The following is a 26,379-nucleotide window of genomic DNA, read 5'->3' on the forward strand; positions in this document are numbered from 1 at the left end:
GCGAGGCGATAGATGAGCGCGACGTTCGGCGGCCGGACCGGCCGGCAGGGCAAACTCTCCCAGTGGCTGCTCGGACGGCGCGCCAAGGAAGCCGCCGGCTCCGACGACGGCGGCCGTGAGGCCCTGCTGCTCGCCGCTGCCGCGGCCGGCCTCCCAATGGCCCCCGCCGCGCACCCCGCGCCCGGCTACGGCTGCTCCTGCGACCGCGTCGGCTGCCCGGCGCCCGCCCGGCACCCGGTGTCGTTCGCCTGGCAGACGCAGTCCACCACCGACCGCGCCCAGATCGAGCGCTGGGCCCGGCACCAGCCGCAGGCCAACTTCATCACCGCGACCGGCATGACCCACGACGTCCTCGACGTCCCCCTGGAGGCCGGCCGGCAGGCGCTGGAGCGGCTGCTCGCGGCCGGTGTCGAGGTCGGTCCGGTCGCCGAGAGCGACGACGGCCGGCTGCTGTTCTTCACCCTCACCCGCGGCACCCCCGAGGACGAGGACGAGTGGTGGCCCTGCGCGCTGGACTGCCACCCCGAGACCATGGACGAGCACCCCGGCCTGCGCTGGCACTGCCGGGGGTCGTACGTCCTCGTACCGCCCGCCCGGCTCCCCGGCGACGACCGGCAGCGGGTGCACTGGGTACGCGGCCCCGAGCACGCGCTGCCCGACCCGCTGAGCCTCCTGGAGATCCTCACCGACGCCTGCGCCCGGCACGCGGGCGAGGAGGCCGACCGGGCGGGCGCCGCCTGGCCGCAGAGGCGCTAGGACCCCTCCGCCGAGGTGAGGCCCTGGATCCGCCCCAGGACCGACACCTTCCCGGTGCCCGCCGGGTCCAGCGCGACCTGGTTCGAGACGAACTGCATGGTCAGCGACTGCTTGATCTCGCCCTTGGTGAGGGCCTTGACGTCCTCGTTCGGCGTCGGCACCGAGGTGCCCGCGGCCGCGGTCTGCTTGGCGTAGTAGCGGGTGGTGAAGAACACCAGCGCCCCGCCGTCGGCGGTGCGCAGCGCGAGCGGCGCGTAATCGCCGGCGGTCAGCGGCTCGTCGATGTACTGGGTCGCCAGGCCCGGCTTGGTCGACTTCTCGCGGTCCGCGCGCCAGCCGCTGGTGTGCGCGCCGTCCGCGAAGACCGTGGAGCCGCTCTTCAGATACGTGGCGTAGTCCTGGCTCAGATCACCGGGGGAGACGGCCAGTTGGGCGCTGTCCGCCGGTACGGCCTCCGCCCAGCCGTCCTTGTCGGTGGTGAACTTCGGTACGGAGTCCGGGGCGAGCAGCGTCAGATACGCCACCTGGAACGGCTCGGAGAGGCTGTCGCGGGTGAAGACCAGCAGCCAGCGGTCGTCGCCGCCCTTGTTGCCGTGCGCGTCGGCGACGAACCAGCGGGGCCAGCCGGCCTTCTTCGGGATGGTGTACGTGACGTCGTCGAACTCCAGCGCCGAGTGGCCGGAGTTGCCGCTCGGGCTGGTGGCGTGCCCGGCCTTCAGGCGCGCGGAGTCGATGTCGGCGAGGGCGCCGGTCGTGTAGTCCGCGTCCAGGGAGCCGTCGTAGGCCTCGTCGGCCTTGTTGTACGCGGCCGTGAACTGCTTGAGCGCCTTGGCGGCCTCGGCGCGGGTGGTGGCGGGGAGCACCTCGCGCTCCCCGTGCACCACCACGCAGCCGTTCGCCGACAGCGCCACGACGGTCAGCGAGACCGCCAGGAGTGCGGTCCGGTCACGCCTGCGGAGCCGTCGAGGGCCGCGATCCCTGGTCGTCAGGTGCGTCATCAGGTGCCTTCACCTTCCCCTTCCCGGAGGCGAACCCTACCGGGGCGAGGAAGAGGGCGAGCGTCGGGACCAGGTACAGCAGCCACACCGTGACCTGAAGCACGGTCGGGTCCGGCTGGAAGTTGAACACGCCCTTCAGCAGCGTCCCGTACCAGCTGTCCGGCGGAACGGTGTCGCTGATGTCGAAGGCCTGGTGGGTCAATCCCGGGATCCAGTCGGCCTCCTGGAGGTCGTGGAAGCCGTACGCCAGCACGCCCGCCGCGACCACGACCAGCATGCCGCCGGTCCAGGTGAAGAACTTGGCGAGGTTGATCCGCAGCGCACCCCGGTAGAACAGCCACCCCAGGAACACCGCGGTGGCCAGGCCCAGCGCCACCCCGATCAGCGGGCGCGGGGTGCCGTCACTGGCCGCGTGCACGGACGCCCACACGAACAGGGCGGTCTCGAGTCCCTCGCGGCCGACGGCGAGAAAGGCGGTGGCGACCAGCGCGCCCGTGCCCATCGCGAGGGCCGCGTCCAGCTTGCCGTGCAGCTCCGACTTGAGATGCCGGGCGGTGCGCCGCATCCAGAACACCATCCACGTCACCAGGCCGACCGCGACGACGGACAGGGACCCGCCGAGCGCCTCCTGCGCCTGGAACGTCAGCTCCTGGGAACCGAATTCGAGCGCGCACCCGAAGCCCATGGCGATCAGCACCGCCACGCCGATCCCGATCCAGATCGGCCGCAGGGCGTCCGTGCGCCCGGTCTTGACCAGATAGGCGATGAGGATGCAGACGACGAGCGAGGCCTCCAGCCCTTCCCGCAGCCCGATCAGGTAGTTGGAGAACACGGCTCACGCCCCTTCGGAAAACAGTGTGCGGCCCCACCAGTCGTCCTTGTCCCGGACGCCCGGCGGAACGGCGAAGACGGCCGAACCCACGTGCTGGATGTACTCGTTGAGCGCGTCGGACGCGGACAGCCTGCGCTGCAGCGGGACGAACCCCTTGCCCACGTCCCGCATGTAGGCGAGGAAGAACAGACCGGCGTCGAGCCGGCCGAGCCCGTCGGTGCCGTCGGTGAACGAGTAACCCCGGCGCAGGATGGTGATCCCGCCGTTGGAGTCCGGGTGCGCGAGGCGCACATGGGCGTCCGGCTTCATCGCCTTCAGGAACGGTGCGTCGTGCTCCTTGGCCTTGCCGACCGGCGCGCCCTCGCCCTTGTCCCGCCCGAAGACGTCCTCCTGCTCCTGGAGCGAGGTCCGGTCCCAGGTCTCGATGTTCATGCGGATGCGCCGGGCGACGAGATACGACCCCCCGGTCATCCAGTCCGACCCGTCCCCGTCCCCGACCCACACGAACTTCTTCAGCCGGTCGGTCTCGGTCCCCGCGATGTTGCGGGTGCCGTCCTTGAACCCCATGAGGTTGCGGGGGGTCTGGGCGTCGGGGGTCGTCGACGAGGTCTTCCCGAAGCCGAGCTGGGACCAGCGGATGGCGACCTTGCCGAAGCCGATCCGGGCGAGGTTGCGGATGGCGTGCACGGCGACCTGCGGATCGTCGGCGCAGGCCTGGATACAGAGGTCGCCGCCGGTACGGCTCTTGTCGAGGTTCTCGCCGGGGAACTTCGGCAGGTCGACGAGGGCGGCGGGCCGCTGCCCGGCCAGCCCGAACTTCTCGAAGAGGGACGGCCCGAAGCCGATCGTCAGCGTCAGCCGGGACGGTTTGAGCCCGAGGGCCTCGCCGGTGTCGTCCGGCGGTGCCTCGGCGAGCCCGCCGTACGCGCCCTCGCCGACGGCCTGGCCCGCGGTCATCCGCCGGGCCGCGGCCGTCCAGTCCTTCAGCAGCTGGACGAACCCGTCCCGGTCGTCGGTCTTCACGTCGAACGCGGCGAAGTGCAGCCGGTCCTGGACGGCCGTGGCGATCCCCGCCTGGTGGGCGCCGTGGAACGCGACGGCGCCACCGGTCTCGGCGGCGGCCGGGTCCATGTCGTCGCCGGCCTGCGCCATCGCCACCGCGCCCCCGGCCACGGCGGCCCCGAGCGCCAGCCCGGCCCCGCCCCAGCCGATGACCGCCCGGCGCGAGGGAGTCGTGTTCTCGCTCATCTCCCGGCCCCTACTTCACCACGGCCGCGGCGAGCTTCGACAGCGGCTCCGCGAGGGCGTTGACCGCGTCGGACAGCTCCTTCTGCTGCTCCTTGGTGACCTTGTCGTACGACACGAAGTCGTAGGACGTCTTGTCCGTCCGGTACTTGTCGAGCAGCGTGTTCAGCGCGGCGAACTGCTTGTCCAGCTCGGTGGTCAGGGCCTGGTCGTTCTTCTGGGCGACCGGCTTGAGCAGCTCGTACGCCTTCTGCGCGCCCTCGACGTTGGCCTTGAAGTCGCTCAGGTCGGTGTGGGAGTAACGATCCTCCTCACCGGTGACCTTGCCGGTGGCGACCTCGTCGAGGAGTTCCTTGGCGCCGTTGGCCATGGAGGTCGGGGTGATCTCGGCCTTGCCGACCCGCTTCTGCCAGTCCTTCAGGTCGGTGACGAGCTGGTCGGCGAGGGTCGCCTCGGTGGCGCCGATCTTCTTGTCCGCCCACAGGGACTTCTCCAGGCGGTGCCAGCCGGTCCACTTCTGGCCCTCTTCCAGGCCGTCGGCGCGGGTGTCGGTCTTCGGGTCGATGTCACCGAAGGACTCGGCGATCGGCTCGGTGCGCTCCCAGCCGAGCCGCGAGGGGGAGTAGGCCTTCTTGGCGGCCTCCAGGTCACCGGCCTTGACGGCCTTGGCGAAGACCTCGGCGAGCGGGACGGTGGCGTCGGCCTGCTCCTGCGCGTACTCGCGGTAGTCGGCGACGGCCTTGTCGAGCACCGGGTTGCGCTTGGCCACGGTGCCGGAGCCGGTGACGGTCAGCTTCTGCCGCACGCCGTGCCCCTTCATCCCGGGCCGGCAGGCTATCTCGTACGACCCCGCCTTCACCTCGGCGGTGAGCGTGTACTTCGTCCCCGGCCCGATGTTCTCCTTCTCGGACACGATCCGGTCGTCCGGGAAGAGGATCTCGACCTCGGTGGCCTTGGAGCCGGTGTTCTCGATGGCGAGCGTGACGTGCCCGGCGGGAACGGACTTGGTGGACGTCTCGCACTTCGAGTCGGCGGCGGTGACCTTGATCGCGTCACCGTCCTTGGCGTCGCTCTTCGCCGTGCAGGCCGAGAGGGCGGTCAGAGCCGCCGCGGTGGCGGCGGCGGTGACGGTGAGTCGGACGGCACGCATGCGGGCTCCCAGCGAGGGTGATGGTGTGGTGAGGCTGGCCTAACTTACCTGAGGCTTACCTCACTCATACCCGTGCGGGGTGTGATTCACCAGACACAGAAAGATCACAGGCACGGCTTGATCTCGACGGCTCAAAATCGACGCCAAGGAGAGGTAAAGGAAAGGTCAAGCGCGTCGCTTCGGTGCGACGACGACCGCCCCGGTCCGCGGATGCGGGAACACCTCGACCGGCTGTTCGTAGACCTCCGACAGCAACCGCTCCTCGAAGACCTCGGCGGGCGGGCCGACGGCGGCGACCCGACCGGCGCACAGGATCGCGACCCGGTGCGCGTAGGCGGCGGCGAGCGCGAGGTCGTGCAGCACCACGACCACCGCGTCACCGGCGTGCGCCCTGTCCCGGCAGAGCCGCAACACCAGTTCCTGGTGCTTGAGATCGAGCGCGGCGGTCGGTTCGTCGAGCAGCAGCAGCGGCGCGCACTGCGCGAGCACCCGGGCGAGCGCCACCCGGGCCCGCTCACCGCCGCTCAGCGCGGAGAACGGCCGCACGGCGAAGCCGGCCACCTCCGTGGCCGCCATCGCCTCACCCACGGCCCGTTCGTCCTCGTCCGGTGTGGCGGTGACATGCGGCGCCCGCCCCATCCGTACGACGTCCTCGACCGTGAACGGGAACGACAGCACGGCCGCCTGCGGAAGAACGGCCCGCCGCAACGCCAGCTCCGCCACGGTCCACTCCGCGACGCCCCGACCGAACAGCCGCACCTCCCCACCCCCGCCCGCCACATCCCCGGCAAGCGCCCCCAACAACGTCGACTTCCCCGCCCCGTTGGGCCCCACCAACGCCAGGACCTCCCCGGACCGGGCGTCGACATCCACACCGTCGAGGACCGGCCGCCCCCCGAGACTCACCCGCAACTCCGCGGCCTCGACGAGAACTTCACCGGGGGCGGGGCGCGGGGGCGGCACGGGGCGAGAACGGAGGAGTCTCATGAGACAGCCCCTTCGGTCGACGAGAAAAGTGAGCGGCGAACTGCTGACGGCGTGAACTGCAGCGCCCCGTCAGGGGCGCGGGGAACTGCGCGATCGGCCACGACGGCGCGGCACTCGGCGTCCGACCGGAACCGGCAACGGCGCGACCCCGTCGGAATCGGCGTGGGGCTCATGCCCAACCCCCCTGTCGGCGGCGGGTTCTGTGGAGGAGCCAGAGGAAGAACGGGCTGCCGAGGAGGGCGGTGAGGACGCCGAGGGGGAGTTCGGCGGGGGCGGCCACCGTCCGGGCGGCGAGGTCGGCGGCGAGCAGGGTCACCGCTCCCAGCAGCGCACTCCCCGGTATCAGGAACCGATGCCCCGGCCCCGCCGCCATCCGCAGCAGGTGCGGCACGACCAGGCCCACGAAGCCGATGATCCCGGAGACGCTCACCGCCGCCGCCGTGAGGAGGGCGATGACCAGGACCAGGGTGAGCCGCAGGCGTTCGACGTCCACCCCCAGATGACGGGCCGGGCGCTCGCCGAGGGAGAGCAGGTCGAGACGGCGGGCGTACCAGGGGGCCAGGCCCAGACCGAGGACCGCGCACGGCAGTACGGCGAGCACCTTCGGCCAGGTCGCCTGCGCGAGCGAGCCCAGCTGCCAGAACGTGATCTGGCTGACCGCCGCCGTGTCCGCGAAGAACAGGAACAGGCCGATCAGCGCCCCCGCGAACGCGTTCACCGCGATCCCCGTGAGGATCAGCGTGACCACCTCCGTACGGCCCCCGGACCGGGCCGTCGCGTACACCAGCAGCACCGTCCCCAGCCCGGACACGAACGCGAAGACGGACACCGTCCAGTTGCCGAGGAAGTCCACGCCGAAGGCGATCGCGGCCACCGCCCCCACCGCAGCCCCGGAGGAGACCCCGATCACCCCCGGCTCGGCGAGCGGATTGCCGAACACGCCCTGCATCAACGCGCCCGCGCAGCCCAGCGAGGCACCGACGAGCAGCGCGAGCACGATCCGGGGGAACCGCACGTTCCACAGCACGGACTCGGGCACCCGGCCGAGCGCCGTACCGCCGAGACCGACCCGGTGCAGGACCGAGCCGAGGACGTCGGCGGTGGGAACGGGGTACGCGCCCAGGCCCGCCGCCACCGGCACCAGGACGAGCAGGACGACGACCAGCCCCGCCGTCAGCAGCCGGCTCCGACGCGCCGTCACCGCGCGTCCTCCCCGTACAGCTGCGCCACCACCGACCTGAGCACCTGGTCCGTCCGCGGCCCGTAGTTGAGCAGCACCCCGTCCTCGACCGCCACCACCCGCCGGTTCATCCCGGCCGGTGTCTGCGCCACCCCCGGGATCTTCACCAGCCCGTCGATCCCGCCGACCGATTCAAGTCCCTTGGTCATGACGAGGATCGCGTCCGGCGCGGCCTTCGCGAGCGCCTCGGTGGTGATCGCGGTGAAGTCCTTCGACAGGCCCGACTCGGCCCCCGCGTCCACCGCGCCCGCCGCCTCCAGGAGCGAGGTGGCCCCCGAACCCTTCCCGCCGATCAGATACACCGACGCCGAGCCGCGCAGATACAGGAACGCGACCCGCGGCCGCCCGCTCCCGCCCTCCCGCGGAACCTCCTTGCGTACGGCGGCCATCCGCGCCTCGGTCCGCCGTGTCAGCTCCGTCCCCGCCGCCGGGACGCCGAGCGCGCCGGCCACCGCCGCGATCCGCGGGCCCACGTCGTCCAGCCCCTGCGCCGGAGCGACGACCAGCACCGGCACGCCGGCCTCGCGGATCTGGTCCACGGCCTCCTCGGGGCCGGACGTGGTCTCGGCGATCACCAGGTCGGGCTTGAGGGAGAGCACGCTCTCCGCGGAGACGTCGTGGTTGCGGGTGACGACCGGGAGCTTCGCCGCCTGCCGGAAGGTCGCGGTGATGTCCCGGGCGACCACCCGGTCGCCGAGCCCGAGCGTGAACACGATCTCGCTGAGGCTGCCGGAGAGCGGCACGATCCGCCGCGCCTGGCGGACCGTCACCTTCCTGCCGTCGGCGGAGGCGACGGTGACCGGGAGTTCGGGCGCCGGGGTGTCCGTGAGTGGCTCGACGCGGTCGGCGGTGGCCGCCTTCGTCGCCGTGGTCGTGGCCGCCGTCGGTGCCGAGCCCCCGCACGCGGTCGCCGTCAGGGTGAGGGCGAGCGCACAGACCAGTGCTCCCGCCAGTCGAGTGCGCAAACGTCGCACGGTCCCGTCCGTTCCTCTCGGTCGCTGGAGGTCGCCTTCCCGGCGACCCGACGTATAGCTTAGGTTAGCCTTACCTAAACTCGCGTCGTCTCCGGAGGACCCCCATGCCCTCGCGCCTTCGTGCCCTGGTCACCGTGGTGTGCGCGGCCGTACTGGCCGGCCTGCTGCTCCCGGTCACCGCCGCGCACGCCGCGACCCGCACCGTGCAGGGCGGCCGGCTCGACTGGGGCGTGAAATCGTCCTTCCAGAGCTATGTCACCGGGCCGACAGCGAAGGGGAGTTACTCCCTGACCGGCGGCGCGGCGACCGTGGGCAGCAGCCAGTTCCGCTTCCCCTCGGCGACCGGCACCTACGACGGCGCCACCGGCGCGTTCACCGCGTCCTTCGCCGGCGGGGTGCACTTCGTCGGACACCGGGAGAGCGACGGCACCTACCAGCTGGACCTCACCCTCGGCCGCCCCACCGTCCGGATCTCCGGCTCGACCGGCACCCTCTACCTGGACGTCACCAGCAAGGCGAAGGGCACCGGGACGGTCACGACGTCCTCGCAGGTGCCCTTCGCCTCCCTCGCCCTCGGCGGGATCGACATGCGGGGCGGCGGCACCGCCGTCGTCCTGAACGACGTGCCCGCCACCCTCACCTCCCAGGGCGCCAGGTCCTTCGCCGGCTACTACACCGCCGGCACCGCCCTGGACCCGGTGAGCCTGGCGGCGGACGTCGAACCGGCGGCCACGCCGACGCCCACACCGTCACCGACACCGTCCCGTTCGGCCACCCACAAGCCCACCGCGAAGAACTCCATCGAGGACGGCGCCGTCGACTGGGGCGTGCGCCGCACCTTCCGGGAGTACGTCACCGGCGACATCGCCCGCGGCAGGTGGACGCTGTCCGGCGGCGCCGAGGACGGCGGGGCGCTCTTCCGCTTCCCCAAGGGCGAAGGGACCTACGCGAAGGGCGAGTTGACCGCGCGCTTCACCGGCTCGCTCCGCTTCACCGGCGAGCAGGGCCTCGACCTGAGGCTCAGCGCGGTGCGGGCCACCGTGCGGGACGGCGAGGGCACCCTCTACGCCGATGTGGCGAGCGCGGACTTCACCGGCCGGCAGGTCCCCCTGGTCACCTTCACCGCGAAGGGCCTCAAGGCCACCGCCGGCCTGGTGAAGCTGACGGAGGCCCCCGCGAAGCTCACCGCCCGGGGCGCCAAGGCCTTCGGCGGCATGTATCAGGCGGGCACCGCCATGGACCCGGTCTCCCTGGCCGTCGCCCTCACCGCCGACGCCCCGCTGCCCGCCCTGCCCGACCTGGGCAGCGCGGCCGACGAGACGGAGACACCCGCACCGAGCCCCACCTCGGCGCGGCCGGTGGCGAGCGACACCGCGGCCCCCGCCGACGCCGGCACCCCCGTCCTGCCCATCGTCCTCACCACGGGCGCCCTGCTGGCCGCCGCCGCGCTCTTCGCGGTCGCCGTCCGCCGGCGCCGTACCCGACCGGCGGCCGGGCCCGCCCCCGCCGACGAGGACTGACCCACCCGGGGACCCGCCGGGCCCCCGGACCACCCATGAGGAGCCACATGCCCGTCACCACCGCCCCCAGAAAGCTCGCCCTCGCCGCCGCCGTCGCGGTCACCCTGGGAGCCGGCGCGCTCACCGCGGCGACCGCCGCCTCGGCCGCCGGAACACCGCTCAGCGGCTACGAGTTGACCTGGGGCATCAAGCAGTCGTACCGCACCTATGTCACCACCTACGCGGCCGGCACCTTCACCCCGGCGGACGGCGCGAGCCAGGCCGCCGGCAACGGCGCCTTCACCTTCACCCAGGGCACCGGCGGCTACGACTCCGACACCCACACCGTGGACCTCGCCTTCCAGGGCAGCCTGCGCATCGTCTCCCAGGCGCACGGCTTCGACCTCACGCTCTCCGACGTCCGGTTCGACAGCGGCGCGGCGGAGATCACCGCGGACGTGACCAGGAACGGCACCACCACCGACGACGTCCCGCTCGCCACGGTCACCGTCACCCGCGCGATGACGGACATGACGACCACCCTCACCAAGGAGGCGGCGGACGTCTTCGGCAGCGCGAGCTACGAGGGCGCGGCCGGCGACCCGCTCACGGTCGCCCAGAAGACAACGGAGTCGCAGTCCCCGTCGGCCACTCCGTCGACCACCCCGTCGGCGTCCGCGTCCCAGAGCGCCTCCCCGTCGGCCTCGCCCTCCACCTCCGCCTCCGCTTCCACCTCCGCCTCCCCGTCGGCCACCGGGACGGAGCAGACCCCGGCCGAGGGCGACATAGCCGACGGCACCCTCACCTGGGGCGTGAAGGAGTCCTTCCGCACCTATGTCGTCGGCAGCGTGGCCCAGGGGAGGATCACCACCTCGGGCGGGGCGAGCCAGGCCGCCGGCAACGGCGCGTTCACCTTCGCCGACGCCACCGGCGACTACGACACCGACGCCGGCACCCTCTCCGCCGCCTTCGACGGCGCGGTCACCTTCAAGGGCCACGAGAGCAACGGCACCTACGGCCTCGACCTCACCCTCGGCAACATCCGCGCGACCCTCGACGGCGGCAGAGGCGCACTGACCGCCGACGTCACGAGCCTCGGCACCACGACCGAGGACGTCGAACTGGCCGACCTGAAGACCGACTCCGCCGCCCTGACCCCCACGGACGACGTCATCACCCTGGACGACGTCACCGCCACCCTCACCGACGCCGGCGCCAAGGCGTTCAGCGGCTACTACACGGCCGGCACCGCACTCGACCCGCTGGACCTCGCCGTCGCCCTCACCGACGAAGCCCAGCTCCCGTCCGGCGACTCGACCGCCACTTCCACCCCCACCGCCACCACCTCGGACGCCTCCGGCTCTGCCGACGGCGGAGGCACCGGCTCCACGACCGGAGGCACCGGAGCCACCGGCGACGCCCTCGCCTCCACCGGCTCGTCCCTCCCCGCGACCGCCCTGGGCACGGCGGCCGCGGTCACCGTGGCCGCGGGCGCGGGCGTGGTGTACGCGATGCGCCGTCGTCGTACCGAGGGATAGTCCGCCGGATGCTTCAATGCCCCCGTGACTGATTACGACGTGCTGCGGGTCTTCTGCGCGGCGAACGGCGGGTACGGCAACGAGCTGGGCGTCGTCCGGGACGGCTCGGTGCTGCCCGAGCGGGAGGACCGGCAGGCGCTGGCGGCGAAGCTCGGGTTCAGCGAGACCGTGTTCGTGGACGACCCCGAGCGCGGGGTCGTCGACATCTACACCCCCACGCTGCGGCTGCCCTTCGCCGGACACCCCTGCGTCGGCACGGCCTGGCTGCTGGACGTGCCCGAACTGGTCACACAGGCCGGGGTGGTCGGCGCCCGCCTCGACGGGGAGTTCAGCTGGATCGAGGCGCTCCCGGAGTGGGCCCCGCCGCGCACCCTGCGCCAGTACGGCACGGCCGCCGAGGTGAACGCGCTGCCGGTGCCGCCGTCGGGGGAGTGGATCTACGCGTGGGCGTGGGAGGACGAGGCGGCGGGCCGGGTCCGCGCCCGCGCCTTCCCCGGCCGTGGCGACGGCATCGACGAGGACGAGGCGACCGGCGCGGCGGCGCTGCTGCTCACCGCGCAGCTGGGCCGGGCCCTGAACATCACCCAGGGCAGGGGCTCGCAGATCCTCACCGCACCCCAGCCGTACGGCTGGGTGGAGATCGGCGGGCGGGTCCTCCTGGAGGGCGAGGAGCGGCAGCCGGGGGCCGACCGCTGGTGATCAGCTGGTGACCGACTTCTCCTGCTGCCGCCCGCGCTTCACGTAGTACCAGGTCATGTTGGACGACAGCCCCGTCAGCAGCACCCAGACCACACCGATCGGCCAGCTGCCCTGGACGAAGGAGACGACGGCGGCGACGACGGCGAGGACGCAGACGGCCAGGGCGTAGAGGGCGAGGCGGGGCATAGGGGCCGCTTTCTCATGACTGGGGGGACACTGATGGCGTCCACCAGTGTCCCCCATCCGCTCAGACGTCCGTGACGCGGAGCCCGGCGTGTGCCTTGTAGCGGCGGTTGACCGAGATCAGGTTCGCGACCAGGGACTCCACCTGGTGGGCGTTGCGCAGCCGTCCCGCGAAGACACCGCGCATCCCGGGGATCCGCCCGGCCAGCGCCTGCACGATCTCGACGTCGGCCCGCACCTCGCCGAGGACCATCACATCGGTGTCGATCTCCGCGATCTCCGGGTCCTGGAGCAGTACCGCCGAGAGGTGGTGGAACGCGGCCGTGACCCGCGAGTCCGGCAGCAGCGCCGCGGCCTGCTCGGCCGCACTGCCCTCCTCCGGCTTGAGCGCGTAGGCGCCCTTCTTGTCGAAGCCGAGCGGGTTGACGCAGTCCACGACGATCTTGCCGGCCAGTTCCTCGCGCAGCGACTCCAGCGTCTTGCCGTGCCCGTCCCACGGCACGGCGACGATCACGAGGTCGCTGCGGCGGGCGCACTCGGCGTTGTCGGCGCCCTCGACACCGTGCCCGAGCTCGTCGGCGGCGGCCTGCGCGCGCTCGGCGGCCCGGGAACCGATGATCACCTTCTGGCCGGCCCGGGCCAGCCGGTAGGCGAGGCCCTTGCCCTGCGGCCCGGTGCCGCCGAGCACGCCCACGACCAGGCCGGAGACGTCGGGCAGGTCCCAGGGGTCCTTGGCGGGGGCGGGCGCCTTGTCGGCCGCCGGCTGCTGTGCACTGTCGGTAGAGGTCATGGGCCGACTCTACGTCCGGGCCGACGGCCGTACCCGGTCAGGTGAGCCGGTTCACCGGCACCCGCCGGAACGTGATCGTCGTGTACGCGCTGAAGTCGCCCGTCTCGTACAGGAGCCCGACGGTGGCCGCGTCGACCCGGGTCAGATCGGAGTAGGCGGCGGGCAGTCCGTCCACGGTGTACGCGGACCGCCAGGTGGTACCGCCGTCGGCGGAGGCGCGGATCGTCATCAGGGCGCGGGCGGCCGGATCGCCCGGCCCGGAGTACAGCAGCACGTCCGGGTCGCGCAGTTGCAGCACGCTGGCCTCGCACACGGGCGCGGCGAGCCCCGCCTGCGGCCGGAACGGCTTCACCAGCGTCCGCCCGCCGTCCTTCGAGTGCGCGTCGGCCCGGTTCCCCGGCGAGGGGGAGTCGTTGCGGGTGTTGAAGTAGACGCGCCCGTCGGGAAGTTCGGCGGCGGTGGTCTCATTCACATTGACGTACCCGTTGGTGTTCTCGTCGAGGTACCCGAGATACCAGCTCTCACCGCGGTCGTCGCTGAGCAGGCAGTGCCCGCTGTTGTACTTCCCCTCGGTCCCGTTGTCGGTCCCGGCCGGCGGCAGGGTGTGGTTGCCGGGTACGACGACCCGCCCCGACCGCAGCTGCAGGGCGTGCCCCGGGGTGGTGGCGTACCACCGCCACCCGGCCTTCTTCACGGACCTGGTGATCTCCACCGGAGCCGACCAGCTCACCCCGTCGTCGTCACTGTGCTGCACCCACACCCGCCGCCCGTCGGCGTCCGACACCTGCCCGCGCAGGATCGCGTCCTCGGTGGCGGACGCGGCGTTGCGCACATGCACCAGCAGGATCCGGCCGGTGTCGAGCACGACGGGGGCCGGGTTCCCGGCGAGATCCGTCCCGTTGCTCGCCGCGACCTGGAGCGCCCCCCAGGTACGCCCGCCGTCCCCGGACCTCTTCAGCACGACATCGATGTGCCCGTGATCGGCGGCGGAGTCGACCCGCCCCTCACAGAAGGCGAGCACGGTGCCCGCCCGGGAGACCACCACCGCCGGGATCCGGAAACTGGCGTACCCCTCTTTGCCCGCGCGAAAGGGAATGCTTGCTTCTACGTCGCTCATGGGCCGCCTTCTCCCCGGGTCGGGCGAATTCGGGGTGAACTCCGCGTCACGAGTGGTCGATTGCGGCAGTATGCGGGGGCATGGACGCCGTACGGGTCGCGTTGCTGCGTGAAGTGCTCGCCGGGACCGAGTGGTTGGGGGCGACGCGGAGATTCGCGGGCGCACTGCGCGGGTCGGTGGTCGGTCATGGCGGGGGACTGCTGCTGCTGGGCACCCCGGACTACGAGCCGTGGCATCTCGCCGCGCACCTGGTGGACGAGGCGGCGTGGTCCGGTACACCGGAACTGGCGCCGACGCTCGTGCGGCACGGCGCCCGCCCCACCGACCCCGCGCACCTCGCGGTCGGCCCCGGCCGCATCGAGGCGGCCCGCCGGGGTGAGACGCTGCTGGTGGTCGCGCCGGGGGAGACCGAAGCCCTGCTGGAGCGGGTCCACACGGCCCGCCGGGCCGGCGTGACCGTCCTCGCCCTCTCCACCGCCACGGACGACGCGCTCACCGCGATGGCCCACGAGACCCTCGCCGTCCCCGAGGGCGCGGAACTCGACCTCGACACGGTCCAACACCTCGTCAGCGCGGCCACCGGCGAGAACGGCCCCTCCCCCCGAGGCCGCCGCCGCTTCCGAGACCGCCTGACCCGCCTGGCCGAAACAGTGACGGCCCCGCCTCCGCCGCCCTGGTGAGGCAGCCGGCATCCGTGCCCCGCCCCACTCCTCACCTCGCCTCTCCATGAACCGAGTCGGGTGGGTGGGTGGGCGAAAAGGGTTTGCTGGGGTGGAGGGCAGGATTCAACATGGGTCGGCGTGAGTAGCCGTCTTCTGCCCGACCTCGCCCCCTGGCACGCCTCCGCCGACTTCCGGCGGCTGTGGGTCTCCGGGCTCGTCAGCAACTTCGGGAGTTTCCTGACGTTCGTCGCGCTTCCGGTGCAGATCAAGGACCTCACCGGTTCCGCCACCGCCGTAGGAGCCATCGGCGCCGTCGAGCTGCTGCCGCTCATCCTGTTCGGGCTGTACGGCGGCGCCCTCGCCGACGCCCTCGACAAGCGCACGCTGATCGTGTGGACCGAGGCCGGTCAGGGTCTGCTCAGCGCGGGCCTGCTGGTGAACGCCCTGCTGCCGCACCCCGCCGTCTGGCCGCTGTACGCCGTCGCCGCGCTCTCCTCCGCCCTCGGGGCGGTCCAGCGCCCGGCGCTCGACTCGCTCTGGCCGAGGATCGTCGCCCACGACGACCTGCCGGCCGCGGCGGCCCTCAACTCGTTCCGCTGGACGGTCGGCGGCGTCGCGGGCCCCGCCGTCGCCGGCCTGGTCGTGGCGTACGCGGGCCTCGGCTGGGCCTACGGCGCCGATCTCGTCACGTTCCTGGTCTCCGTCGTCCTGATCGTCCCCATCGCCGCGTCCCCCGCCGCCCACGAGGCCGCCCGGCCCTCCCTCCGCTCCATCGCGGAAGGCGCCCGTTACGCCTGGGGCCGCAAGGAACTCCTCGGCACCTACGCCGTCGACCTCGCCGCGATGTTCCTGGCGATGCCGCTCGCCGTACTCCCGTTCCTGGCCGACGACTTGCACGCGGAGTGGTCCCTGGGCCTGATGTACGCGAGCCTTCCGGCCGGGGCGCTCGTCGTGAGCCTCGTCAGCGGCTGGACGTCCCGCGTGCACCGGCACGGGCGGATGGTGGTGCTGGCCGCCGCGCTGTGGGGCCTCGCGATCGCCGCCGCCGGCGCCGTGGCGAACGTATGGCTGGTGCTGCTCTTCCTCACCGTCGCCGGCGGCTGCGACATGGTCAGCGGGATCTTCCGCGGCATCATGTGGAACCAGACGATCCCCGACGAACTGCGCGGCCGGCTCGCCGGGATCGAGCTGCTGTCGTACTCGGTGGGTCCGACCCTCGGCCAGGTCCGGGCCGGTGGCATGGCCGGTTGGCTGGGGGTGCGGGCGTCGGTCGGCGCGGGCGGCCTGTTCTGCACGGGCGCGGTCGGCCTGCCGGCCCTGTGCCTGCCCGCCCTGATGTCGTACGACGCGCGGACCGACGAACACGCCGTACGACTGCGCGCCCGGCGCACCGCCGCGGCGGCGGCCACCACCACCGAAGCCGCCCCCACCCAGTCCTGATCAGTCCTCGTCCGTGGCGTCCCCGGCCGGCGCGTCGTGCCACTTCGGGTCGTTCTCCCACTGGAGGTTGCGCTCGCGCGCGATCTCCATCGCGTGCTCGGCCTCCTCACGGGTGGCGTAAGGGCCGAACCGGTCCTTGGCGGGGCACTCGGGGCCCTCCTCGACCTTCTTGTGCTCCAGGCAGTAGTACCACTCGCCCGCCTTCGCGACGGTCCGCTTCTTGAACAGGGCCATGACCGGCTCCTTTCGCCATCCACCCTGTCTTTCGCGCAGGGTGCCCGGTCCTTCAGGGCCGGGGTGGATACCCGCTCCCGCGGAGCGGAATAAGGATAAGGGAGTCCTCGCCAGGGCGATTCCTCGTTTCCGTGTACAGGCCTGGGGGCGGTCTCGAATGGTTGGCGGTCAGGAGATTCTCTGGGGCGGGTATGTGGGTCACCCTCACGGGTGATGTTGGTCGATTGCGTGCGCGGATGGGGAACGTGGTGGCTAGCTTCGTGGCATGTCGCGTTTCCGGACGTGTCCGACGCCTGTGCAGGCGGAGCACATGCTGCTGCACTGTGCACACGCTCGGTACGTGTGGAATCTGGCGGTGGAGCAGCACGCCCACTGGAAGCCGGGCCGCAGGTCCGCGCCGGGCTTTGCGGAGCAGTGCCGCCAGCTCACTGCAGCCCGGCGGGAGAACGAGTGGCTGGCTGCCGGGAATGCGGATGTGCAGCAGCAGGCCCTGAAAGACTTCGCCACGGCCAGGAACGCCCGTCCGTGTCATCGGCACCGAACGGGTGCCCGAGTATGGGCCGGATGGCCAGCCGAAGCTGAACCCGAAAACCGGTAAGCAGGTCTTGGGCCGCTCCGCGGTCGTGCAGAAGCTGAACCGACGGTGGGCCCAGGTGAAGGTGCCCGGCTGTGGCTGGGTCCGTTTCCGCCTCAGCGCCAAGGGCAAGGGCGGGCGGCTTCCCGCTGCGAAGACGTTCCGGGTGACCTTCCGTAACGGGCAATGGCATGTGGCGTTCGCTGTCATTCCCGAGCGGGTCGATACGTCGGCGGTGACCGGGGTCATCGGCATCGACCGCGGCGTGAAGATCACTGCTGCCCTCTCGGACGGCCGGAAACTGACCTGTCCGCAACTCACGGTCAAGGAGCGGGCACAGATCCGCAAACACGAGCGCCGTGCAGCTCGGGCTCCGAAGGGCAGCGCTCTCAAGGCTGCCGCATACGCGAAGGTCACCGAGCTCAAGGCGCGTGGGGTGAACCGGCGCAAGGACTGGTGCGAGAAGACCAGCACCATGCTCGCCCGGACCTACGAGGTTATCCGGTTCGAGAAACTGAACATCAGGAACATGACCCGCTCGGCGAAGGGAACTGTCGAGCAGCCGGCCAGGAATGTCCGACAGAAGGCGGGGCTGAACCGGGGGATCCTCGCTCAGGGGTGGGGCCTGCTGAGACGGCGCACGGAGCAGAAGGCTCCGGGCCGGGTCGAGGACGTTCCCGCGCCGTACACATCTCTGCGGTGCAGTGCCTGCGGGTGGATCGAGAAGAAGTCGCGCAAGAGCCAAGCCGACTTCGTCTGCGTGTCCTGCGGGTTCACCTGCAACGCGGATGAGAACGCGAGTATCAACGTCGCGGCAGGACAGGGCGGGGTCCCTCGCCCCCGACGTTCAGTCGGTGCCGGAGGGGTGACAGCGGCCACCAGCCGTTCGAGTGCCCGTGAACCTCAACCCACCCGGGTTGGAATCCCCCTCTTTTGAGGGGGAGGATGTCAAATGTTCCCGCATGCGCGCTGGTTAGACTCGCTGGCATGTCTGGCCAGTCGCTGCTCGTACCAGGGGAGCTCTCTCCCACCCGTTCGGTACCCGGAAACATCCGCCGCCCCGAGTACGTCGGCAAACCCGCGCCGACCCCGTACACCGGGCCCGAGGTGCAGACCCCGGAGACCATCGAGGCGATGCGGATCGCCGGCCGTATCGCCGCGCAGGCGATGGAGGAGGCCGCGAGGATCATCGCGCCGGGTGTGACGACGGACGAGCTCGACAAGGTGGCGCACGCCTACATGTGCGACCACGGGGCCTACCCGTCCACGCTCGGCTACCGCGGTTTCCCCAAGTCCCTGTGCACCAGCCTCAACGAGGTCATCTGCCACGGCATTCCGGACTCGACGGTGCTCCAGGACGGTGACATCGTCAACCTGGACGTGACCGCGTACATCGGCGGGGTGCACGGCGACAACAACGCGACCTACCTGGTCGGGGACGTCGACGAGGAGAGCCGGCTGCTTGTCGAGCGGACCCGGGAGTCCCTGGACCGGGCGATCAAGGCGGTCAAGCCGGGCCGGCAGATCAACATCATCGGCCGGGTCATCGAGTCGTACGCCAAGCGCTTCGGGTACGGGGTGGTGCGTGACTTCACGGGGCACGGGATCAACTCGTCGTTCCACTCCGGGCTGATCATCCCGCACTACGACAGCCCGCACGCGACGACCGTGATGCAGCCTGGGATGACCTTCACCATCGAGCCGATGCTGACCCTCGGGACGCACGAGTACGACATGTGGGACGACGGCTGGACGGTCGTCACCAAGGACCGCAGGCGCACCGCGCAGTTCGAGCACACGCTGGTGGTGACGGACTCCGGCGCGGAGATCCTGACCCTGCCGTAGCCCACTGACGCCAGGCCCGCCCGCTCCTCGGGGGCGGGCCTTTTTCAGGTATCTTTTTACCGACACGATGTCGGTAACTTTACCGACGAAGCGTCGGCAAGGCCATTGACTTAGGTAAGGCTTACCTTAGAGGATGTTGCCCATGGACTCGTTCTCGACACTCATCCGCACCGCGTCCCACGAACAGCACGTGGAGGCGGAGACCTCGACGTTCATGAGCGATCTGCTGGGCGGCCGGCTCGGCGTGGCGGCGTACGCCCGCTACACCGAGCAACTCTGGTTCGTCTACGACGCGCTGGAGAGCGGCGCGGCCGGGCTGCTGGCCTCGGACCCGGTGGCCGGGCCGTTCGTGCGGCCGGAGCTGCACCGGCTGGCGGCGCTGGAGCGGGACCTGGCGCATCTGCGCGGGGCCGGCTGGCGGACGGGTCTCACCGCGCTGCCCGCGACGGAGGAGTACGCGGCGCGGGTGCGGGAGTGCGCCGAGCGGTGGCCCGCCGGCTACGTCGCCCACCACTACACCCGCTACCTCGGCGACCTCTCCGGCGGCCAGATCATCCGCGACCGCGCGGAGCGGACCTGGGGCTTCGAGCGGAAGGGCGACGGCGTCCGCTTCTACGTCTTCGAGGACATCGCCAACCCGGCCGCCTTCAAGCGTGGTTACCGCGAACTGCTGGACGCGGTCGACGCCGACGACCTGGAGAAGCAGCGGGTGGTGGCCGAGTGCAAGCGGGCGTTCGCCCTCAACACGGCGGTGTTCCGGGAACTGGGCGAGGAGTTCCCGCTGTCGGCGTGAGGGTCAGCCGGCGGCCGAGCAGTAGTCGTTCGTGCCCTGCCAGAAGCGGTAGAGGTCCTGACCGCAGTACTGCGAGAAGTTGTCGACACCCAGCCCGCGCAGCAGCGCGTCGATCACGTCGAAGAACGCGCTGTTGATCGACGGCACCCACAGCAGCGCGAAGACGAACAGCAGGCCGAACGGCGCGAACGGCTCCACCTGGCGCTTGACGTTGTACGACAGCCAGGGCTCGATCACGCCGTAGCCGTCCAGGCCCGGCACCGGCAGGAAGTTCAGGATCGCGGCCGTGACCTGGAGCAGCGCGAGGAAGGCGAGGGCGAAACGGAAGTCGGCGGGGACGCCGTCCAGCGCGTCCAGCCAGAAGGGGGCGGTGCAGACGCCGGCGAACAGCACGTTCGTCAGCGGACCGGCGGCCGAGATCAGGCTGTGCCGCCAGCGGCCCCGGATCCGGCTCCGCTCGATGAAGACGGCGCCGCCGGGCAGGCCGATCCCGCCCATGATCACGAACAGCACCGGGAGCACGATGCTCAGCAGCGCGTGGGTGTACTTCAGCGGGTTCAGGGTCAGATAGCCCTTCGCGCCCACGGTGATGTCCCCGCCGTGCAGGGCGGTGCGCGCGTGCGCGTACTCGTGCAGGCACAGGGAGACGATCCAGGCCGCCGTCACGAACAGGAACACCGCGACCCCGGGCTGCTCGGCGAACCCGGTCCAGGTGGCCCACCCGGTGACCGCCGTGACGGCGAGGATCCCGACGAAGACGGGACTGATCCGCCGGTCGCTGGGGCGGCGGGCGGTGGTGGCGGTCATGGGCGGGGCTCCTGGAGGGCTGGGGGGTCGACGCGGGTCCGACCGACCGTACCTGGCGCGGCGGAAAAACGCGCCGGGTGCTGGGGAAATACCTCTCGGCGCAAGTGAAAACGGTTCGCGACGGGCGTTCGGTTCCCGGAGGCTGGTGCCATGCCCCTGCTGAAGGTGTTCTACGAGGACTGGCAGATGGAGTGCTGCGGCACCCCGTTCGCGGTGGGCGACGAGGTGTCCTGGGCACTCGTCGCGTACGGCGCCCGGGCCCGGCGGGAGAACGCCGGGTACGGCGCCGAGGCCCGGGTGGAGAACCACGGCGGCCCCGGCCTCCCCACCACCGGCCGGGTGCACGCCCTCGCCCTGGTCCACGAGGAGTTCCGCTTCGACGCCCCCGAGCCGGTGCCGGAAGAGCCGGGGAAGGGGGAGGGCGGCCTCGTCCTGCGGAGCACGGGACGCGGTCTGGAGGCGGTGCCCGGGACCCTCACGACGGTTCCCGCCGACCGCTGCCCGAAGTGGTTCGGCGAGACCGACCTCGGCACGACGGCCGGCGGGCGCCGAGTCCGCCGCACCTGCGGCGCCCTGATCACCCTCGACACCCCGGACACCACCCACGTCCTGCACCCCTGACGCTCCCGGACCGGGCTCCCGACCCTCGCGGGCGGGCTTCCGACCCCCGTGGCCGGGCTCCCGACCCTCGCGGGCGGGCTTCCGACCCCCGCGCCCGGGCTCCCGACCCCCGCGCCCGGGCTCCCGACCCTCGCGGGCGGGCTCCCGTCCCCCGTGGGCGGGCGGCGACACCCCCGTCGGCGAAACCCCGTGACCGTCACCGGCGTCCCCAGGGACAATGGACCCCGTGCGCTACCGGATCCTCGGCACCACCCAGGCACTCCGCCCCGACGGCACGGCCGTCCCCGTGGGCGGGGCGCGGCTGCGTGCCCTGCTGACCGTGCTCGCCCTGCGGGCGGGGCGCGGGGTGCCCGCCGGGCTGCTCGTCGACGAGGTCTGGGGCGACGAGCCCCCCGCCGACGCCAGCGGCGCGCTGCAGGCGCTGGTCGGCCGGCTGCGGCGGGCGCTCGGCGCGGACGCGATCGACTCCACCGAGGGCGGCTACCGGCTCGCCGCCGCCCCCGACGACGTCGACCTGCACCGCTTCGAGCGGCTCACCGGCGAGGGCCTGCGCGCCCTCGCCGACGGCGACCCCGCCAAGGCGGCCACCGTCCTCGACGACGCCCTCGCCCTGTGGCACGGCCCGGCCCTCGCCGACCTGCCCGACCGCACCGCCGAGGCCGCCCGCGTCGACGTCCGCCGCCTGGACGCGCTGCGGGCCCGCCACACCGCCGCCCTCGCCCTCGGCCAGGCCGAGCAGTCCCTGCCCGAGCTGACCGCCCTGTGCGACGCCCACCCCCTGGACGAGCCGCTCCAGGCGCTGCGCCTGCGCGTCCTTCACGGCACCGGCCGCACCGCCGAGGCGCTGGCCGCCTACGACGCCGTACGCCGTCTGCTCGCCGACCGGCTGGGTTCCGACCCCGGTCCTGAGCTGCGGTCGCTGCACGCCGAGCTGCTGGACCCGGCGCCCGCGGTGGCCGCCGAGGCCCCGGCCCGGCCCGGCAACCTGCGGGCCCGGCTCACCTCCTTCGTCGGGCGCGAGGCCGACATCGAGGCCATCCGGGGCGACCTCGGCTCCGCCCGCCTGGTCACGCTGCTCGGGCCCGGCGGGGCCGGCAAGACCCGGCTGTCGCAGGAGGCCGCCGAGACCGTGCGGTACGCCGCCCGGGACGGGATCTGGCTGGCCGAGCTGGCCCCCGTCGACGACCCGGCCGCCGTCCCCGAGGCCGTGCTCAGCGCGCTCGGCGCCCGCGAGACCGTGCTGTACGGCGCCGGCGCCGAGGGCATGCGGGCCGCCGCCGACCGGCACGACGACCCGGTCGGGCGGCTCGTCGAGCACTGCGCCCGGCGCCGGATGCTGATCGTCCTCGACAACTGCGAGCACGTCGTGGACGCGGCCGCCGACCTCGCGGCCCAGCTCCTGGAACGCTGCCCGGACCTGACGATCCTCGCCACCAGCCGCGAACCCCTCGGCGTGCCGGGGGAGTTGCTGCGCCCGGTGGAGCCGCTGCCCGGGCCGAAGGCGCTCCGGCTGCTCGCCGACCGGGGCGCCGCGGCCCGGCCCGGCTTCACCGTCGACGCCGACGAGGAGACCGCGGCGGCCTGCGCCGAGATCTGCCGCCGCCTGGACGGACTGCCCCTCGCCATCGAACTGGCTGCCGCCCGGCTGCGGATGCTCACCCCGCGCCAGATAGCCGACCGGCTCGACGACCGCTTCCGCCTGCTCACCTCCGGCAGCCGTACCGTGCTGCCCCGCCAGCAGACCCTGCGCGCGGTCGTCGACTGGTCCTGGGACCTGCTCGACGCCGGCGAACGGGACGTCCTCGGCCGGCTCTCCGTCTTCGCGGGCGGCTGCGACCTGGCCGCCGCCGAGGCCGTCTGCGGCCCCGCCGCCCTCGACGCGCTCGGCTCCCTGGTCGACAAGTCCCTGGTGGTGGCGGCCCCTTCGGCCGGGAACGGCGAGATGCGCTACCGGCTCCTGGAGACCGTCGCCGAGTACGCCGGCGAACGCCTCGACGAGAGCGGTGAACGGGCCGCCGCCGAGCGCGCCCATCTGACGTACTACCGCGAACTCGCCCGCACCACCGACCCGTTGCTGCGCGGCCCCGGCCAGCGGGCCGCCATCGCGCGGTTCCAGCTGGAGTACGAGAACCTGCGCACCGCCCTGCGGCACGCGGTGGCCGTGCGGGACGAGCAGGAGGGGCTCTGCCTGCTGCACTCCCTGTTCTGGTACTGGCAGTTGCACGACCAGCGCATCGAGACCCGCACCTGGTGCGCCGACGTGATGACCCTCGGCCCCGACCCCTACGCGGCACCGCTCCGCCGCGCCGAACCGGTCTGGCGGCGCTGCACCGAGGCCCCGCCGCCGTACACCGGCGAGGTCCTCGAAGAGGCCCGGCGCGGTCTCCATCTGGCCCATCTGGCCTGCATGGACACGGAGCTGGACATCTGGCAGACCCCCGAGGCGCAGGCCAAGCTGCGGGCCGTCACCGAGGCCTACGAGCCCGGCCTGCCGCAGACCTGCCGGGCCCCCGGCATGTTCTGGATCTTCGCCGTGATGCTGACCGGCGGCCTGGACCGGCTGCGGACCGTCCTCGACGCCGCCGTCGACACCTGCCGGCGGACGCCCGGCTACGACTGGGAGCTGGCCGCCTCCCTCGCGATGCGCGGCAACCTGCTCGCCAACCACATGGCCTGGGCGGGAGACGCCACCCGCGACGCGGACGAGGCACTGGAGCTCTTCGAGCGCCTCGGGGACGACTGGGGCGCCGCCGAGGCCTTCTCGGCGCGGGCCGAGTCCCGGGAGCGCCGGGGCGAGTACCCGGCGGCGGCCGCGGACTACGAGGCCGCCATCGAGCACGCCGCCCTGCTCGGCGCCCGCTCCCAGGTCGCCGTGCTCAACGCCCGCCTCGGCAGCGTGCTGATCGAGTCGGGCGAGAGCGAGCGCGGCGAACGGCTGCTGCGCGAGGTCATCGCCGAGAACGACGTGCTGAGCAACGAGGCGATGCCCGCCGCCCGGCTCTTCCTCACCTCGTGGCTCCTGCTGAACGGCCACCTCGACGACGCCCGCGAGCAACTCCGGCTGCTGCGCCACGAGTTCAAGATCGCGCACTTCGTCGTCTTCGACGCCCTGATCCTCACCCAGGAGGCCTGGGCGGACGCCCTCGACGGCCTCTCCGGGGCGGCCCTGGACAAGATCCGGCAGGCCCTGCTGCTCGCCGCCGACCCGCTGAGCGAGGCCATCACCCCGCATCTGCCGTCCGTCTGCATGACCGTCGCCGCGGTCGCCCTGGCCGGTGCCGACGGGGGCACCCGGGCCCGGGACGCCGCCCGCTGCCTGGGCGCCGCCGCCGCCCTGGTGCCGGCCGGCCATGTCGCCGTCGGCATGGAGCGCACCACCCGCGAACGGGCGGAGGACCGGGTCCGGGCCGCCCTCGCCGACGACGGGGCCTACGCGTCCGCGTACGCCGAGGGCGGTGACCTCTCCCTCGTGGAGGTCACCGCCCTGATCTGACGAGTGTGCCGGTGAACGTCAGCTCTTCGTGCGGAACTTGTGGATCGCGTACGGTGCCGCCACCGCCGTGATCGCCACCGACCAGCCCAGCGTCACCCACAGGTCGTGCGCGACCGGGCCGCCCACCATCAGTCCGCGCGCCGCGTCGGCCAGCGTGGACAGCGGGTTGTAGTCGGTGAAGGCCTGCAGCCAGCCCGGCATCGAGTTCGTCGGCGCGAAGATCGACGAGCCGAACTGCAGCGGAAACAGCACCAGGAACCCCATCGCCTGCACGGACTGCGCGTTCTTCAGGATCACGCCCAGGGTGAGGAACACCCACATGATCGACGAGGCGAACACCGCGGACAGGCCCACCGCGGCGAACAGCCCGGCCCAGTGGGTGATGTGGAACCCGACCAGCACGGCGACGATCATCAGCACGGCCGTCGCGAACAGCATCCGCACCAGCTCGACCGAGATCTTCGCGAACAGCACCGAGCCGCGCCCGATCGGCAGCGACCGGAACCGGTCCATCACACCGGAGTTGAAGTCCTGGCTGAAGCCGGTGCCGACCCCCTGCGAGAGCGTCATGCTCATCATCGCGATCATGCCCGGGATGACGTACTGGACGTACCCGTCCTGACCGCCGCCGAGCGCCTGCCCGATCGAGCCGCCGAAGACGTACACGAACAGCAGCGTGAACACGACCGGCATCAGGATCGCGTCGAACATCGACTCGGGGTCCTGCCGGATCCACAGCAGGTTGCGGCGGATCAGGGCCCCGGTGTGCCGCAGGTGCCCGCGTAGCGGGATACGGCCGTCCGCGGCATGGGGGGCGGTTGCGGTGGCGGCGCTCATACGGCGACCTCCTGGCGGTCGTCGGCGGGCGTGGCGTCCTGCGGGGCACTGGCGCGGTGGCCGGTGAGGGACAGGAACACCTCGTCCAGGCTGGGCAGTTCGGTGGTGATGGAGCTGATGGTGATGCCGCGCGCGGTGACGGCGCCGACCACGGCGGTCAGCTGCTCGTCGCTGAGGATCGGCACCAGCAGGGTGCCGCTCTGGGTGTCCACGGTGGTGGAGGCGAGCCCGGTGATCCCCAGCTCGTCGATCATCGCGGCGAGCGGCCGCATCTGCAGCGGATCGACCGGCCGGACGCGCAGCGTCCGCCCCCCGACCTTCGCCTTCAGCTCCTCCACCTTGCCGTTCGCGATGACCTTCCCGTGGTCCACGACGGTCAGTTCGGTGGCGAGCTGCTCGGCCTCCTCCATGTACTGGGTGGTGAGCAGCACGGTCACCCCCTCGCCGACCATCGTCTTGACCTCGGCCCACACCTCGTTGCGGGTGCGCGGGTCGAGACCGGTGGTCGGCTCGTCCAGGTACAGCACCTGGGGGTGGCCGATCATCGAGGCGGCGAGGTCGAGCCGGCGCCGCATACCGCCGGAGTAGGTGGAGGCCGGCCGCTTGGCGGCGTCGGTCAGCGAGAACCGCTCCAGCAGCTCGTCGGCGCGGGCCCGGGCGTCCTTGCGCGGCAGGTCGAGGAGGCGCCCGATCATGTACAGGTTCTCCCAGCCGGGCAGCTTCTCGTCGACCGAGGCGTACTGCCCGGTCAGGCCGATCACCCGGCGCAGCTGGCGGGGCTGGCGCAGCACGTCGTACCCGGCGACGGTCGCCTCGCCGGCGTCCGGCTTCAGCAGCGTGGACAGGATGCGCACCAGGGTCGTCTTGCCGGCCCCGTTGGGTCCGAGGACCCCCATCACGGTGCCCTCGCGGACGTCCAGATCAACTCCGTCGAGCGCCTTGGTGTCGCCGTAGTGCTTCACCAGCCCCCGAACGGTCACGGCGTTGTTGTCGTTTCGCGTCATGGGAAGAACCGTGCCAGGCCGTACCGACAAACCGCCGACAGCCCGCCTACACCCCGGCCGA

General features: G+C 72.3%; 26 protein-coding genes. 12 read left to right on the forward strand and 14 right to left on the reverse strand.

The window, feature by feature from the left end; all coding sequences use genetic code 11:
* Positions 1–12 precede the first annotated feature (12 nt).
* Positions 13–756, forward strand: a complete 744-nt coding sequence (locus ACGFZS_RS03050; RefSeq protein ID WP_393793644.1) for a bifunctional DNA primase/polymerase — start codon at positions 13–15, stop codon at positions 754–756.
* Here ACGFZS_RS03050 and ACGFZS_RS03055 read toward each other — a convergent pair.
* The 7 genes from ACGFZS_RS03055 to ACGFZS_RS03085 form a co-directional block, all read right to left on the reverse strand.
* Positions 753–1,754 (reverse strand): hypothetical protein, encoded by a 1,002-nt coding sequence (locus tag ACGFZS_RS03055; protein WP_393793645.1) that lies wholly within the window; start codon positions 1,752–1,754, stop codon positions 753–755. The genes ACGFZS_RS03050 and ACGFZS_RS03055 overlap by 4 nt on opposite strands.
* On the reverse strand, positions 1,702–2,586 hold the full coding sequence (efeU, locus tag ACGFZS_RS03060; RefSeq protein WP_393793646.1) for an iron uptake transporter permease EfeU: 885 nt from the start codon (positions 2,584–2,586) through the stop codon (positions 1,702–1,704). The genes ACGFZS_RS03055 and efeU overlap by 53 nt, the downstream gene beginning before the upstream one ends.
* Positions 2,587–2,589: 3 nt before the next feature.
* The gene (gene efeB, locus ACGFZS_RS03065; protein ID WP_365680004.1) at positions 2,590–3,834 is read right to left on the reverse strand and encodes an iron uptake transporter deferrochelatase/peroxidase subunit; all 1,245 of its coding nucleotides are present in this window, start codon (positions 3,832–3,834) and stop codon (positions 2,590–2,592) included.
* Positions 3,835–3,844: 10 nt separating this feature from the next.
* Positions 3,845–4,981: an iron uptake system protein EfeO gene (gene efeO, locus ACGFZS_RS03070; protein ID WP_393793647.1), complete on the reverse strand. Its 1,137-nt coding sequence runs from the start codon at positions 4,979–4,981 to the stop codon at positions 3,845–3,847.
* A 165-nt stretch (positions 4,982–5,146) separates the two neighbouring features.
* On the reverse strand, positions 5,147–5,968 hold the full coding sequence (locus ACGFZS_RS03075) for a heme ABC transporter ATP-binding protein (protein ID WP_393793648.1): 822 nt from the start codon (positions 5,966–5,968) through the stop codon (positions 5,147–5,149).
* 169 nt (positions 5,969–6,137) lie between these two features.
* Positions 6,138–7,169 (reverse strand): FecCD family ABC transporter permease, encoded by a 1,032-nt coding sequence (locus ACGFZS_RS03080; RefSeq protein ID WP_393793649.1) that lies wholly within the window; start codon positions 7,167–7,169, stop codon positions 6,138–6,140.
* Positions 7,166–8,173: a hemin ABC transporter substrate-binding protein gene (locus tag ACGFZS_RS03085; protein ID WP_393793650.1), complete on the reverse strand. Its 1,008-nt coding sequence runs from the start codon at positions 8,171–8,173 to the stop codon at positions 7,166–7,168. The genes ACGFZS_RS03080 and ACGFZS_RS03085 overlap by 4 nt, the downstream gene beginning before the upstream one ends.
* Before the next feature lie 113 nt (positions 8,174–8,286).
* On the opposite strand from ACGFZS_RS03085, the gene ACGFZS_RS03090 reads away from it, so the two are divergent.
* Genes ACGFZS_RS03090 through ACGFZS_RS03100 form a run of 3 tightly spaced genes read left to right on the forward strand, consistent with a single transcriptional unit; the run spans position 8,287 to position 11,918 of the window.
* Positions 8,287–9,702: an HtaA domain-containing protein gene (locus ACGFZS_RS03090; RefSeq protein ID WP_393793651.1), complete on the forward strand. Its 1,416-nt coding sequence runs from the start codon at positions 8,287–8,289 to the stop codon at positions 9,700–9,702.
* A gap of 47 nt (positions 9,703–9,749) precedes the next feature.
* Entirely contained in the window at positions 9,750–11,219 is a 1,470-nt protein-coding gene (locus ACGFZS_RS03095; protein ID WP_393793652.1) for an HtaA domain-containing protein, read from the forward strand.
* Between the two features lie 24 nt (positions 11,220–11,243).
* Positions 11,244–11,918, forward strand: coding sequence for a PhzF family phenazine biosynthesis protein (locus ACGFZS_RS03100; protein ID WP_393793653.1), 675 nt, complete (start codon positions 11,244–11,246; stop codon positions 11,916–11,918).
* On the opposite strand, the gene ACGFZS_RS03105 is transcribed toward ACGFZS_RS03100, so the two are convergent.
* The 3 genes from ACGFZS_RS03105 to ACGFZS_RS03115 form a co-directional block, all read right to left on the reverse strand.
* Entirely contained in the window at positions 11,919–12,104 is a 186-nt protein-coding gene (locus tag ACGFZS_RS03105; RefSeq protein ID WP_365680018.1) for a hypothetical protein, read from the reverse strand.
* Between the two features lie 61 nt (positions 12,105–12,165).
* Positions 12,166–12,891 carry an NADPH-dependent F420 reductase gene (npdG, locus tag ACGFZS_RS03110; protein ID WP_362660079.1) on the reverse strand — a complete coding sequence of 242 codons (726 nt, stop codon included), beginning with the start codon at positions 12,889–12,891 and terminating at the stop codon, positions 12,166–12,168.
* Positions 12,892–12,928: 37 nt separating this feature from the next.
* Positions 12,929–14,008: an exo-alpha-sialidase gene (locus ACGFZS_RS03115; protein WP_393793654.1), complete on the reverse strand. Its 1,080-nt coding sequence runs from the start codon at positions 14,006–14,008 to the stop codon at positions 12,929–12,931.
* An 80-nt stretch (positions 14,009–14,088) separates the two neighbouring features.
* Between ACGFZS_RS03115 and ACGFZS_RS03120 the strand changes: the two genes are divergently transcribed.
* Positions 14,089–14,688 carry a hypothetical protein gene (locus tag ACGFZS_RS03120; protein ID WP_365680024.1) on the forward strand — a complete coding sequence of 200 codons (600 nt, stop codon included), beginning with the start codon at positions 14,089–14,091 and terminating at the stop codon, positions 14,686–14,688.
* 120 nt (positions 14,689–14,808) lie between these two features.
* Positions 14,809–16,110 (forward strand): MFS transporter, encoded by a 1,302-nt coding sequence (locus tag ACGFZS_RS03125; protein ID WP_393793655.1) that lies wholly within the window; start codon positions 14,809–14,811, stop codon positions 16,108–16,110.
* On the opposite strand, the gene ACGFZS_RS03130 is transcribed toward ACGFZS_RS03125, so the two are convergent.
* Positions 16,111–16,344 (reverse strand): hypothetical protein, encoded by a 234-nt coding sequence (locus ACGFZS_RS03130; protein WP_393793656.1) that lies wholly within the window; start codon positions 16,342–16,344, stop codon positions 16,111–16,113.
* A gap of 310 nt (positions 16,345–16,654) precedes the next feature.
* Between ACGFZS_RS03130 and ACGFZS_RS03135 the strand changes: the two genes are divergently transcribed.
* The 4 genes from ACGFZS_RS03135 (at position 16,655) to ACGFZS_RS03150 (ending at position 19,556) form a co-directional block, all read left to right on the forward strand.
* Positions 16,655–16,942 carry a hypothetical protein gene (locus tag ACGFZS_RS03135; RefSeq protein ID WP_393794111.1) on the forward strand — a complete coding sequence of 96 codons (288 nt, stop codon included), beginning with the start codon at positions 16,655–16,657 and terminating at the stop codon, positions 16,940–16,942.
* A complete protein-coding gene (locus tag ACGFZS_RS03140) occupies positions 16,890–17,855 on the forward strand; it encodes an RNA-guided endonuclease InsQ/TnpB family protein (protein WP_393793657.1) in 966 nt (321 codons plus the stop codon). Before ACGFZS_RS03135 ends, ACGFZS_RS03140 begins: the two co-directional genes overlap by 53 nt.
* A 50-nt stretch (positions 17,856–17,905) precedes the next feature.
* Positions 17,906–18,763, forward strand: coding sequence for a type I methionyl aminopeptidase (map, locus tag ACGFZS_RS03145; RefSeq protein ID WP_393793658.1), 858 nt, complete (start codon positions 17,906–17,908; stop codon positions 18,761–18,763).
* A gap of 142 nt (positions 18,764–18,905) precedes the next feature.
* Positions 18,906–19,556, forward strand: a complete 651-nt coding sequence (locus ACGFZS_RS03150; RefSeq protein ID WP_393793659.1) for a heme oxygenase (biliverdin-producing) — start codon at positions 18,906–18,908, stop codon at positions 19,554–19,556.
* Positions 19,557–19,559: 3 nt separating this feature from the next.
* Here ACGFZS_RS03150 and ACGFZS_RS03155 read toward each other — a convergent pair whose 3' ends face one another.
* Positions 19,560–20,363 carry a site-2 protease family protein gene (locus ACGFZS_RS03155; RefSeq protein WP_393793660.1) on the reverse strand — a complete coding sequence of 268 codons (804 nt, stop codon included), beginning with the start codon at positions 20,361–20,363 and terminating at the stop codon, positions 19,560–19,562.
* A gap of 150 nt (positions 20,364–20,513) precedes the next feature.
* Between ACGFZS_RS03155 and ACGFZS_RS03160 the strand changes: the two genes are divergently transcribed.
* Positions 20,514–20,984, forward strand: a complete 471-nt coding sequence (locus tag ACGFZS_RS03160) for a DUF6578 domain-containing protein (protein WP_393793661.1) — start codon at positions 20,514–20,516, stop codon at positions 20,982–20,984.
* A gap of 217 nt (positions 20,985–21,201) precedes the next feature.
* A complete protein-coding gene (locus ACGFZS_RS03165; RefSeq protein ID WP_393793662.1) occupies positions 21,202–24,477 on the forward strand; it encodes a BTAD domain-containing putative transcriptional regulator in 3,276 nt (1,091 codons plus the stop codon).
* 18 nt (positions 24,478–24,495) lie between these two features.
* Here ACGFZS_RS03165 and ACGFZS_RS03170 read toward each other — a convergent pair whose 3' ends face one another.
* Together ACGFZS_RS03170 and ACGFZS_RS03175 are read right to left on the reverse strand one after the other, a co-directional pair.
* Positions 24,496–25,314: an ABC transporter permease gene (locus ACGFZS_RS03170; RefSeq protein ID WP_365680040.1), complete on the reverse strand. Its 819-nt coding sequence runs from the start codon at positions 25,312–25,314 to the stop codon at positions 24,496–24,498.
* On the reverse strand, positions 25,311–26,318 hold the full coding sequence (locus ACGFZS_RS03175) for an ATP-binding cassette domain-containing protein (RefSeq protein WP_393793663.1): 1,008 nt from the start codon (positions 26,316–26,318) through the stop codon (positions 25,311–25,313). The genes ACGFZS_RS03170 and ACGFZS_RS03175 overlap by 4 nt, the downstream gene beginning before the upstream one ends.
* Between the last annotated feature and the right edge of the window lie 61 nt (positions 26,319–26,379).

The organism is Streptomyces sp. NPDC048288 (assembly GCF_043201555.1).
Taxonomy (GTDB): domain Bacteria; phylum Actinomycetota; class Actinomycetes; order Streptomycetales; family Streptomycetaceae; genus Streptomyces.